The sequence below is a fragment of the Kitasatospora sp. NPDC094028 genome, assembly GCF_049543595.1.
Classification (GTDB): domain Bacteria; phylum Actinomycetota; class Actinomycetes; order Streptomycetales; family Streptomycetaceae; genus Kitasatospora.
The window spans coordinates 1-11173 of sequence record NZ_JBMVFA010000031.1 but is presented as its reverse complement, the minus strand read 5'-3'; the positions used below and the strand labels follow the sequence as shown (position 1 = coordinate 11173).

Here is an 11173-nt window from a genome sequence, read left to right as displayed (position 1 = left end):
CCCCGGAGCGGGGGCGGCCGGTCACCCCGCTCCGGGGCGGCAGGAAAGGCGGGTGCGTCCGCCGACGACGGAGGATTTCCCCGCCATCATGGCGAATTCCTGGCGGCGGGGCGCTCGCCGCTGAATGCTGGCGGGGTGACGACCATTCAGAATCCGACCCGGGCGTCCGTCGACCGGCCCTTCCTGCGCCGCTCGTCCCTGGCCGCAGTGGGCGTGGTGCTGGCAGGAGCCCTCACCACCGCCTCGGGGCCGTGGTGCTCGGCCCAGTGGAAAGCGGGCTGGCTGATCACGGGCGTCGGCGTGGCCGCCGGAGTCGCCCTGTGGCGGCGGCGGGTCCGCCAAATCCCCGAGACCGACCGGAAGTCGCGTGCGTCGACGGACGTCGCCCACCTGCTGGCCGTCCTGCTGTGGATCGGGAGCGCGCTCTTCGCCCTGTGCCTCAGCGGCTGGTTCCACGGCCGGGACCTCGACGGCACCGCGACGCTCAAGGTCCCGGCCCTGACGGCGAGGTGCGAATCCGCCGGCGAGCACGGGCAGAACTGCTACTACTCCTACGTCGTGAACGGCCGGGAGTACCTCAGCAAGGGCCAGTACGGGGGCTCCGTCCCGGTGACCCTCCGGGTCGACCCGGCGCACCCCGGGGACCTGGAAAGGACGGACAGCGCCTACCAGTTCATGTGGGTCGGCATCGCGTTCTTCGCGCTGGTGGCCGGGGCCTCGGCCTGGGGGCTGGCGGGTTCCGAACGGGGCCTCGCCCGGCTCCGGCTCCAGGCCGCCGGGACCCCCGATCGCGAGGAGACGACGTGAAGCCCTTCCACCCCACCTTCGGCCGCACGCCCTGGCCGGACGGCCTGCGCGTCCTCCAGGTGTACGCGCTGCCCGACCTGCCCGCCGGATCGGCGCTGTCCGCGCTGCTCGCCGGCCTGCGCGAGGCGCTGGCCGGCTTCCCCGTGGTGCCGGTACCCGACGACCGCGCGCACATCACCCTCGACATGGTCACCTCCGGCCCGGCCGACGCGGTCGGCGAGGCCGAGCGCCGCGAACTCGCCGACCGGCTGCGCGCGGTGGTCGCCGGGACCGGGCCCGTCCGGCTGCAGGCCGGCTCGCCGATCGCCTACCGCACCGGCGTCCGGCTCGACCTCCACCCGGACCACGAACTCGCCGCCCTGCAGCGGCGCGTCCGCACGGCCGTCCACCAGGTCCTCGGCCCGGACTCCACCGCGTACCCGCTCGGCGTCCTCCACACCACCGCCGCCTACGCCGCCGCCGAAACCGACACCGACGAACTCGCGCAGACCGTCCACCGGGTCCGGCCGGGCCACGCTCCGTTCACCGTCCGCCGGATCATCCTCAACGAGGTGTACTGGCGGCGCGTCCCGGTGGCCGGCGCGGACCTGCCGGGCTGGCAGATCGACTGGGACACCATCGCCACCGTCCCGCTGAACGGGTAGGCGCTGGACGCGTAGGCGCTGGGGGCGGGCACCCGTCGGTGCCCGCCCCCGGCCGTCCGGGTCAGAGGTTCTCGCACTGGCCGGTGCGCGGCCCGCCGACGGTGTCGGCGCGGCCGTCGTCGCTCGGCGGCGGGGCGCCACCGCCACCAGCACCACCACGAGGAACACCCGCAGCGACCCCCCGGTCCACCGCACCCTGCCCATCCACCTCTCCCTCCGGCCGCCGTCCCGCCAACCCGACCGGCTCCGGACCGGTCGGTCACGAACGTTTCCGATGGTCGGCCATCCCCCCACCCACCCCCGACAGCGACACCCCGCCCCGCCGACCCGACCCGCCCTCCTGCCGAGTGACACCGGGGCGGATCCGCAACCCGTTCGGCGCACCGGGATCGTCGCGGCGGCCGAAGCTTCCCAGACTCGGAGGCGAGGGGGCGGATTCAACCGGAGAGGCATTCTCATGACCATCGGGCTCCGCCGCGTCCTCGCGGTCACCGCCGTCGTTTCCCTCGGCCTGGGCGCCGCGTCCTGCGGCAGCGCCAAGCAGTCCTCCGGCGGCGGCTCCTCGGGCGGTGCGAGCGCGAGCGGCGGTGCGAGCGGCGGCGCCGCGGTGGGCGCCGTCCGGATCGGCCTGCTGCTGCCGGAGACCAAGACCACCCGCTACGAGCAGTTCGACCGCCCGCTGATCGAGAAGAAGATCAAGGAACTGGCGCCGCAGGCCCAGATCGACTACTACAACGCCAACCAGGACGCGACGCTGCAGCAGACCCAGGTCGACACCGCGCTCACCAAGGGCGACAAGGTGCTGATCCTGGACGCGGTCGACTCCAAGGCGATCCAGTCCTCCGTCCAGAAGGCCCACGACGCCGGCGTCAAGGTGCTCGCCTACGACCGGCTCGCCCAGGGCCCGGTGGACGCCTACGTGTCCTTCGACAACCACAAGGTCGGCCAGCTGCAGGGCGAGGCCCTGGTGGCGGCGGTCGGGGACAAGGCCGGCGCGGGAGAGATCTTCATGATCAACGGCTCGCCCACCGACCCCAACGCGGCCGACTTCAAGGCCGGCGCGCACAGCGCGATCGACGGCAAGCTGAAGATCGGCAAGGAGTTCGACACCCCGCAGTGGGACCCGAACACGGCCAACCAGGAAGCCGCCGCCGCGATCACCGCGATCGGCGCGCCCAACGTGGTCGGCGCCTACTCGGCCAACGACGGCATGGCCGCCGGCGTCGCGACCGCCCTCAAGGCGGCCGGCCTCAGCGTCCCGCTCACCGGCCAGGACGCCCAACTCGACGGCATCCAGCGGATCGTCGCGGGCACCCAGACCATGACCGTCTACAAGCCGCTCAAGCCCGAGACCGAGGCGGCCGCCCAGATCGCCGTCGGCCTCGCCTCCGGCAAGCCGCTGGACCCCGCCCTCGTGCCGACCACGGTGACCAACGGCAGCGGCAACACGGTGCCCGCCAACCTGCTCACCCCGATCGTCGTCACCAAGGACAAGGTCAAGGACACCGTGGTCGCCGACGGTTTCTACACCGTCGCGCAGATCTGCACCGCGGACTACGCCGCCGCCTGCAAGGCCGCCGGCCTCCAGTAGCGGACACAAGCTCCGAAGCCGAACACCCCCGCCTCCACGACGGAGGCGGGGCAAGGGAGTTGGTCACTGTGGCAGGTGAGACCGTACTGGCCCTGCGCGGGGTCTCCAAACGGTTCGGCGCCGTCCAGGCGCTCACCGACATCGAACTGGAGGTGCACGCCGGCGAGGTGGTCGCCCTGGTCGGCGACAACGGTGCCGGAAAGTCCACCCTGGTCAAGGCGATCGCCGGAGTGCACCAGCCCGACGACGGCGTCATCGAATGGGAGGGCAGGCCGGTCACCATCCACCGCCCCCAGGACGCCCAGCAGTTGGGCATCGCCACCGTCTACCAGGACCTCGCGCTCTGCGACAACCTCGACGTGGTCGGGAACCTCTTCCTCGGCCGCGAGATCCGCCGCCTCGGCGTCCTCGACGAAGTCGCCATGGAGAAGCGCTCCCGCGGCCTGCTGGACACCCTCTCCATCCGCATCCCCAGCGTGCGCATCCCGGTCGCCTCGCTCTCCGGCGGCCAGCGCCAGGTCGTCGCCATCGCCCGCGCGCTGATCGGCTCGCCCAAGGTCGTCATGCTCGACGAACCGACCGCCGCCCTCGGCGTCGAACAGACCGCCCAGGTCCTCGACCTGGTCGAGCGGCTGCGCGAACAGGACCACGGCGTGATCCTGATCAGCCACAACATGGCGGACGTGATGGCCGTCGCCGACACCGTCGCGGTGCTGCGCCTCGGCCGCAACAACGGGGTCTTCGACAAGCGCCACACCAACCAGGAAGAGATCATCTCGGCCATCACCGGCGCCACGGACAACGCCGTGACCCGCCGCAGGGCCAGGGGCCAGGAGGGTTCCCAGTGAGCGACCACATCCCGGGGAACACCCCCGGCGGCGAACCCGAGCACGAGCGCGTCCCGCTGCCCGAGGACTCCATGCCCACCGGCGGCGTCAACGCCCCCGTCCCGGTGGCCCCCGAGGCCACCCCCGCGGTCGACCCCCGACTGATCGTCCAGCAGGAGGGCATCAAGGGCTACCTGGGCGAGTTCCGCCGCCGCCTCAGCAGCGGCGAACTCGGCTCACTGCCGGTGGTGGTGGCCCTGATCATCATCTGGGTCGTCTTCGGCAGCCTCAACAGCAGCTTCCTGTCCGCCCAGAACCTGTCCAACCTCTCCCAGCAGATCGTCGGCACCGGCATGATCGCGCTCGGCGTCGTGTTCGTGCTGCTGCTCGGCGAGATCGACCTGTCGGTCGCCTACGTCAGCGGCCTGTGCGCCGCCGTGTTCGCCGTCCTGAACGTCAACAACGGCGTCAACCAGTGGGTCGCGCTCCTCGTCGCCATCGCGAGCGGCGCCGTCGTCGGCGTGATCCACGGCGTGTTCTTCGCCAAGGTCGGCGTCCCCGCCTTCGTCGTCACCCTCGCCGGCAACCTCGGCTGGAACGGCCTGATGCTGCAGGTCCTCGGCGCCACCGGCACCGTCAACCTCTCCGGCAAGGACATCGTCTCCAGGCTCTACACCACCATCTACGGCCAGCAGATCGCCGCCTACGGCGCGGCCGTCGTCGGCATCGCCCTGTTCCTGACCGCCTCGCTCCTCGACGCCGCCCGGCGCCGGGCGGCCGGCGTGCCCTACCGGCCGATGACCGACATCGTGGTGCGCACCGTCGTCCTGGCCGTCATCGCCTTCCTCGCCGCCTACACCCTCAACCAGTACAAGGGACTGCCGCTGGCGCTGCTGATCTTCCTGATCTTCATCGTGGTCCTGGACTTCGTGCTGCGCCGAACCACCTACGGCCGCAAGGTGTTCGCGCTCGGCGGCAACATCGAAGGTGCCCGCCGAGCCGGCATCGACGTGGCCTGGATCAGGATCAGCGTCTTCAGCATCTGCTCCACCATGGCCGCCGTCGGCGGCCTCTTCCTCGCCGCGCAGATCCAGTCCGCCAGCCAGACCTCCGGCGGCGGCAACCTGCTGATGAACTCCATCGCCGCCGCCGTCATCGGCGGCACCAGCCTGTTCGGCGGACGCGGCAAGACCTGGTCGGCGCTGCTCGGCGCGCTGGTGATCGGCTCGATCCAGTCCGGGATGAACATCGAAGGCCTGAGCAACGCCATCCAGTTCATGATCACCGGCGCGGTGCTGCTCGCCGCAGTCGTCGTCGACTCCCTCGCCCGCCGCACCCAGCGCGCCGCCGGGCGTGCGTGAGCGGGCCCGCCGCCGCTGGCAGCGGCCACCGGCGGCGGGCGCGGCGCACCGGACGGACCGTCCACGCGCTGACCGGGGTGGCGGTCCTCCTCTCGGCGGCCGTCGGCGCCGAGGCGACCGCCGACACCACGCGGCCGCCCTCGACCGCCGAGCAGGAGAAGGGCATGCGGGCGGGCCTGCCCTTCGACGACCCGGCCACCGTGGACGCGACCGCCGCGGACGGTGAAAGCGTCACCGTCACCCTGGGCGCCGCCCGGAGCCGGCTCGACGTCTCCGGACGCGCGGTCTACGGGGCCTCCTACACGGGCTCGTTCGTCGCCCCCCACCATCCGGGTCGACCCGGGGTCGACCGTCACCGTCCGCCTCGTCAACGAGCCCCCTCACTACCGTCGTGGGCTAACTTGCCAGACAACCGCTGCTGCCTCACCCACGCACGCACCTCCGACACCTTGAACTGAGGCTGTGCGTTCCGCCCGCTGCCGAACCGGTACGGCGAAAGTCCCACGCGAGGCGCCTCCCGATACACAGTGAGGGTGAAGAGGTGGACAGGCAAGTTCGGTTCCTGGAGTGTCGAGGGGGTTGACGGTGGGTGGGCCGCGAATTGCGGGGTGTCAGAGGTGGGTGGCGCCGGGCAGGCAGCCGAGGATCGGGACGGCGGTGAACGCCTCCGCGTACCGGGTGCCGATGCGCGCTCCCCAGAGCCTGCCGAGGGTTTCGGCCATGGGGCCGAAGTGCTGTTCGATCGGCTGGCTCGTGTGCCGGCGCAGCGCGGTCATCTTGGTGTCGAAGGTCGTGGTGGCGTCCACGATCACGTCGGCGCGGACCGGGCCGTCGAGGGTGAGGGAGTTGTACGTGTCGCAGGTGTAGAAGCGGCTCGGACGGCCGGTGGCGATCCGGGGCTCGGGGACGGCCGAGAGCACGGTGGCGGCGATGGCCCGGTGCTCGGGATGGCCGTCGCTGAGCGGGTGGGTGATGACGATGTCCGGCTGTGTCTCCAGCAGCAGTTGCTGCACGGTGGCGTGGTCGAGCCGGGGGACTTGGTGCAGGCGGGCGCCGAGGGCCGCGGCGCCCTCGCGGGCCTCGGCGTCGCGGAGGTCGTCGCGGTGAGAGATGGCGATGGTGACGGTGGCGCACCTGGCGTGGAGGGCGAGGGTGGCGCCGGTCCACAGCTCGGCGTCGTCGGGGTGCGCGAAGACGGCCAGGACCGAGCCCGGCACGGCACCGGTCACCACAGGCCCAGCTTCTCGACGACGTCGGCGGGCTTCGGCAGCTGGGGGCTCGGCGCGCCGTCGAGGACGACGGGAACGTCGAGGTCGCGACGAACGGTGATCATCGCCTCCCAGTGCAGCACGTCGGCCCAGGCGGTGGTGATGGCAGTGCCCTTGGCGCCGGTCAGCCGTCCGGAGTCGGGCAGGTCGCGTAGCCGCAGGCGGTCGTGCAGCAGGGTGGCGGCGACTTTCGGGCCGATGCCCCTGACGCCGGGGATGTTGTCGGACCTGTCGCCGGTCAGGGCGCGGAAGGCCGGCCACTGGGTGGGGGTGACGCCGTAGCGGGTGAGGACCTCGTCGGTGGTGATGATCCGCTGGGAGGACTTGCGGGAGCGGTTGATGATGCGCACGCGGTCGTCGAGGAGCTGGTAGAAGTCCATGTCGCGGGACATGATCAGGACCGGTCGGGATGCCGCGGCCCGGGTGGCGAGGGTGGCGATGACGTCGTCGGCTTCGGCGTTGTCGACCTCGACCCATCGGATGCCGTGCGCGTCCAGGCCGTCCTTGACGGGGGCGAGGAACTGAAGGGGTTTGAACGCTTCCGGTGTCGCCTCCCGGTTCGCCTTGTAGTCCTGGTCGGCGGCCACGCGCTCGGCGGTGCCGTGCTCGCCGTCGAAGACGACCAGGACCTCGGGCGGTGCGACGTCGAGGTCGTCGCGGACCGTGGCGCGCAGCAGGGCGAAGAAGGCGAACAGGCCGGTCAGCTCGCGGGTCTTGTCGCGGGAGTGGATCGGGGCGGGGAAGCCGAAGGTGCCGGCCCACAGAAGGTTGAACCCGTCGACGAGCAGCAACGGCGCAGGGGCTGCGGGGGTTTCGGGCATCACGACACCGCCTCCAGAAAGAAGTCAGCGATTCGGCGGGGCTCGAACTCGGCCGCCCTCCGATACACGGTCTGTGTAGTCGCGGCGTACAGTATGTCATCTTCCAGAAGGGTCTGTGCCGCCTTGTGGAGCGCGGCCGGGCCCTCGTGGTGGCCGATGAGGAGATGATCGCCGTCGCCCCTCGGGCTGATCAGGGCGGGCAGGTTCCCGACGCGGTAGGCGACGACCGGGGTGCTGACGCTCATCGCCTCCAGCGCCACCAGGCCGAAGGTCTCCTTCCGGCTCGGGACGATCACCACGGCGGCTCCGGCGAGCCAGGGCAGCACTTCGTCCCAGGCCAGCGCCCCGCGCAGATGCACGCCCGGGGCACGGGCCGCTGCAGTGCGGCAGGCGTCGAGGAGTTCGGACTGCGAGCCCGCACTGGCCTCGAACCCGGCCTCGGCGAGCGCGACTTCGACCGGCCGGTCCCAGCCGGAGGAGGCCTGCAGCAGGTCGAGCACGCCCTTCTCCGGCCCGAGCCGCGCGAGGACTCGGACCGGGCCGCCGCGGCGTAGCTCCTCCCGCCGGTCCGGCGTGGGAGGGGTTGCCGAGGCGTCGGCCAGGAGCGCGTTGGGGACGACGCGGAGGTTGCGCGGGCCCCAGCCTGCCAGTTCGTCGCGGACGACGGAGGAGGGCACCACGACGCGGGTGGCGCGGGCGAGCGCCGGTCCGGCATCGAGGGTGTTCGGCCTGACGTGGGCGGCGAGCGCGCGGCGGACGTGGCCGGGGATGTCGCCGCGCAGTCGACCGAGCCCCCAGAGCGCGTCGGCGAACAGGACGGTGTCGATGCGGTGCTCGGTGATCAGGTCCCGGAGCCGGTCGGTGGCGAACTGAGCGCCAGCTCCGAGTCCTTCGAGGTCCGGTGGGTTCCGCGGGAGGAGCTGTCTGAACTGGACATCGCTCCGACGACCAGGCTCCGCCTCGGCCATGGCTTCCGGAACGAGGCTGCCCCCTTCCTTGGCTGATCAGGAGCGGTCGGACTCGGCGAGCCGCTTCGCCACGCGGTCGACCATGGCCAGCAAGGTCGGCCGGGCCGCTGACACGGCACGATGGACGACGTGGTCCGTGCCATATCGCCGGAGGACCTCGTCGAGCCTGGAGACGGCGTCGACCATGGCACCGCCGGGACCGCTGGTGAGATCGCAGTAGGTGATCGCGTCCAGTAACTCCGACGGCGGCCGGCGGAAGGCCGCAAGCTCGGCCGACAATCCCAGTTCGGCCGCCTCCCATTCCGACGAGGAGTGGTAGGCGACGAGCGAGCAGACCGTCGCGTCGACGCCGAGGCGGCTCAGGTAGCGTGCGCCGTCGATCATGTGCTGGCCGGTGTCGATCGCGGTGGGGGCGTAGCCGACATCGTGCAGGATCGCGGCGACAGCGACCACCTCGCCGTCTGCCCCGAGCGCCGGGGGGAGAAGCCGGGCCTGGTCGAGGACCCGGCGGGAATGTGCCCAGCGTGCGGGGATGCCTGAGAGTAGCGATTCGGCGGTCTGGTACGCGAGGCTCAGATGCATCGTTTCAGGCTAGATCACAGATACGAGGGGCCGTCGACGCAGCCTGGGCCACAGCCGAAGCCGCGGGCTTGGCACGTCAAGCACTCGCAGCGACTCCCTCAGGTCTCGGGCTACAGGACGAATGCTGCGCGGTCCTCCTTCTCGGACGGGTCCAGTCCGCGAGTGAGGTGGTAGGCGCCTTGCCAGAGGAGGAGGTCACCGATTACCGGTTCGGCGAGCCCGGCGTCGAGTGCGGCCTTGGCCTCGTGGCGGGGGAGTGCGGCGGTGTGTGGTTGCAGGCGGCGTAGCGGCTCGGGACCGCAGGGGTAGGGTGAGCGCAGTGCAGCGATGTCGGCCTCGACGGCGTCTCTGTCGGCCTCGTGCCGGATGACGACGACAGGACGGTTGAGCTCGTCGTCGATCATCCGGAAGGCGTCGTCGACTGCGGGGAACTCCATCTGTGCCCGCAGGTTGTCGATCCCGCCGCCCATGGCGGCTGGGCTGCTGCCGTGGAGGCTGTACCGGAGCTGGTAGTAGCGGCGGAGGGCGTCGAGGTCGTCGGGTTGCGCGAGGTCCGGGCCGACGTGCGCGGCGGTGGCCTTGAGCGCAGCTTCGTACATGGTGTCGCGGGGCTGGCCCGCGTCGTGGATCTGGAAGACGACTACGGTGCCCTCGGGTAGGCGGCCGTCGCGGTTGCAGCGTCCGGCGGCCTGCTGGAGGGATTCCGCAGGGGCCCAGGCCCGGAAGACCCGGGGGAAGTCTAGGTCGACGCCTGCCTCGATGAGCTGTGTCGATACCACGTGGACGTCGGCGCCGGCGTCGAGCATGCCCCGGATCTGCTCGATCGTCGTACGGCGGTGGTCGGCCGTCATCCGTATGGACAGGTGGAGCACCGGCCCTGGCGCCTGGTTTTCCAGAAGGCGGTGCAGGTGCGCGGCGTCTTTGGTGGTGTTCACCACCGTCAGCGTCTGGTGGCCGCTGTGGCAGGCGATCTCCTCGGCCATCGACTCCCAGGTGACGTGGGGGCCGCTGCGCCAGTCGTAGGTGACGCGCCGCAGCTCGGTGAAGAGGCCGGCGGGGTCGTCGATGATCCGGCGGCGGGGCAGGCCGTGGAGCTGGGCCAGGGACCAGAAGTCGGGCTGGGTTGCGGAGACGAGGACGACGGTGACGCCGAAGCGTTCGACCAGCCCGCGCAGGCCGCTGAGGATTGGCACCAGGAGGTGGTCCGGCAGGGCCTGGACCTCGTCGAGGACGATGACCGACTTCGCCAGGCGGTGGAGCTTGCGCATGGCGGCGGGCTTGTGGGAGAAGAGCGACTCGAAGAGCTGGACGGTGGTGGTCACGACGAACGGGGCGTCCCAGTTCTCGGCGGCCGTACGTTGCCGGCGGGCGTTCTCGTCGTCCAGGTTCACGGAGCTGTGGTGCTCCAGAACGGTCGGGGGAAGGCTGGTGTCGTCCGGGTCGAGCAGCTCCCGGTAGATCTGGGCGTTCTGCTGGGTGATGCTCACGTAGGGCACGGCGACCACGACTCGGCGCAGGCCGTGCGTGGCCGCGTTGTGCAGCGCGAACCCGGCCGAGGCGAGGGTCTTCCCGCCGCCGGTCGGCACGTGGAGCACGTACATGCCGGGCTCGTTGGCCGCGGACGCCAGCGTCTGCTCGTAGATGCGGCTGCGGATGGCGTCGACCGGCGACGGTGGGCGCGCCGAGAGGGCTTGTCGGCGGCGTTCCTCGAACACGCCGGCCAGAGCGGCCATATCGCATTCCTTGCGGAGGGATACAGGTGAGTCGGCGAAGTGGGCGCTGGTGTCGAGGAAGTCGGCGTCCACCACGCAGCTGAACAGCATCCGCAGCAGGAGGTCCCGTGTGAGCGTGCCGTCCGGAGTCGGCGGGCCCGTGAGCCATTGCGGCAGCGGCACCCGGCCGGTGGGAGTGATCTCCGGAACGACTGCGGAGACACGGGTGATGGCCTCGTCGATCAGTATTTTGTCCTGATGACTTCCGGCTTTCACGGAGTCGATGAGCGTCTGCAGTTTTTGGTATCCGGGAAGGCCGCCGTGGTGGCCCTGCACGATGGCGGCGAACGGGCGCCCGGCGTGCGACGCGGCCAGCCATGCGCCGGCCTCCTTGTGAGGAACACCGACTCTTCGGCCGCCGGCCTCGGCGGCCTGCAGACCGTGCTGCCAGGAGCAGGAGCCTTTCCCGACGTCATGCACCAGAGCCAGATACTCAGCTAGGAGCTGTTGAAGGTTCGGATCATGTGGTTGACGTCAGGCGTTTCAACCACATGATCGATCCGCGAAGGTGCAGGCCAGCCGTGTAGCTCTC

The 11173-nt window shown here is 71.2% G+C and carries 11 protein-coding genes and 1 pseudogene; 6 read left to right on the top strand and 6 right to left on the bottom strand.

Going from position 1 to position 11173, the window contains the following annotated elements:
* The first annotated feature begins 135 nt into the window (after nucleotides 1-135).
* The 6 genes from ACPC54_RS32630 to ACPC54_RS32605 all read left to right on the top strand — a co-directional run bounded on the left by ACPC54_RS32630 (nucleotide 136) and on the right by ACPC54_RS32605 (nucleotide 5688).
* Entirely contained in the window at nucleotides 136-807 is a 672-nt protein-coding gene (locus ACPC54_RS32630; RefSeq protein ID WP_498970025.1) for a hypothetical protein, read from the top strand.
* Complete coding sequence (locus ACPC54_RS32625; protein WP_498970023.1) at nucleotides 804-1451, top strand: 2'-5' RNA ligase family protein; 648 nt, start codon at nucleotides 804-806, stop codon at nucleotides 1449-1451. The genes ACPC54_RS32630 and ACPC54_RS32625 overlap by 4 nt, the downstream gene beginning before the upstream one ends.
* A gap of 457 nt (nucleotides 1452-1908) precedes the next feature.
* Nucleotides 1909-3042 carry a sugar ABC transporter substrate-binding protein gene (locus tag ACPC54_RS32620; protein ID WP_498970022.1) on the top strand — a complete coding sequence of 378 codons (1134 nt, stop codon included), beginning with the start codon at nucleotides 1909-1911 and terminating at the stop codon, nucleotides 3040-3042.
* A 68-nt stretch (nucleotides 3043-3110) separates the two neighbouring features.
* Entirely contained in the window at nucleotides 3111-3890 is a 780-nt protein-coding gene (locus ACPC54_RS32615) for an ATP-binding cassette domain-containing protein (RefSeq protein WP_498970020.1), read from the top strand.
* A gap of 71 nt (nucleotides 3891-3961) precedes the next feature.
* The gene (locus ACPC54_RS32610; RefSeq protein WP_498970121.1) at nucleotides 3962-5230 is read left to right on the top strand and encodes a sugar ABC transporter permease; all 1269 of its coding nucleotides are present in this window, start codon (nucleotides 3962-3964) and stop codon (nucleotides 5228-5230) included.
* The gene (locus tag ACPC54_RS32605) at nucleotides 5227-5688 is read left to right on the top strand and encodes a hypothetical protein (RefSeq protein ID WP_498970018.1); all 462 of its coding nucleotides are present in this window, start codon (nucleotides 5227-5229) and stop codon (nucleotides 5686-5688) included. The genes ACPC54_RS32610 and ACPC54_RS32605 overlap by 4 nt, the downstream gene beginning before the upstream one ends.
* Nucleotides 5689-5841: 153 nt before the next feature.
* On the opposite strand, the gene ACPC54_RS32600 is transcribed toward ACPC54_RS32605, so the two are convergent.
* The 6 genes and pseudogenes from ACPC54_RS32600 to ACPC54_RS32575 form a co-directional block, all read right to left on the bottom strand.
* Nucleotides 5842-6459, bottom strand: a complete 618-nt coding sequence (locus ACPC54_RS32600) for a PIG-L deacetylase family protein (RefSeq protein ID WP_498970016.1) — start codon at nucleotides 6457-6459, stop codon at nucleotides 5842-5844.
* On the bottom strand, nucleotides 6456-7319 hold the full coding sequence (locus ACPC54_RS32595) for a 5'-3' exonuclease (protein WP_498970014.1): 864 nt from the start codon (nucleotides 7317-7319) through the stop codon (nucleotides 6456-6458). The genes ACPC54_RS32600 and ACPC54_RS32595 overlap by 4 nt, the downstream gene beginning before the upstream one ends.
* The gene (locus tag ACPC54_RS32590; RefSeq protein ID WP_498970013.1) at nucleotides 7319-8287 is read right to left on the bottom strand and encodes a glycosyltransferase family 4 protein; all 969 of its coding nucleotides are present in this window, start codon (nucleotides 8285-8287) and stop codon (nucleotides 7319-7321) included. Before ACPC54_RS32590 ends, ACPC54_RS32595 begins: the two co-directional genes overlap by 1 nt.
* Before the next feature lie 36 nt (nucleotides 8288-8323).
* Nucleotides 8324-8869 carry an HD domain-containing protein gene (locus tag ACPC54_RS32585; RefSeq protein WP_498970011.1) on the bottom strand — a complete coding sequence of 182 codons (546 nt, stop codon included), beginning with the start codon at nucleotides 8867-8869 and terminating at the stop codon, nucleotides 8324-8326.
* 110 nt (nucleotides 8870-8979) lie between these two features.
* Nucleotides 8980-10602 (bottom strand): CRISPR-associated helicase Cas3', encoded by a 1623-nt coding sequence (gene cas3 / locus ACPC54_RS32580; RefSeq protein WP_498970120.1) that lies wholly within the window; start codon nucleotides 10600-10602, stop codon nucleotides 8980-8982.
* A 57-nt stretch (nucleotides 10603-10659) separates the two neighbouring features.
* Nucleotides 10660-11076: pseudogene (locus ACPC54_RS32575) on the bottom strand (CRISPR-associated endonuclease Cas3''); the annotation flags it as partial.
* Nucleotides 11077-11173 lie beyond the last annotated feature (97 nt).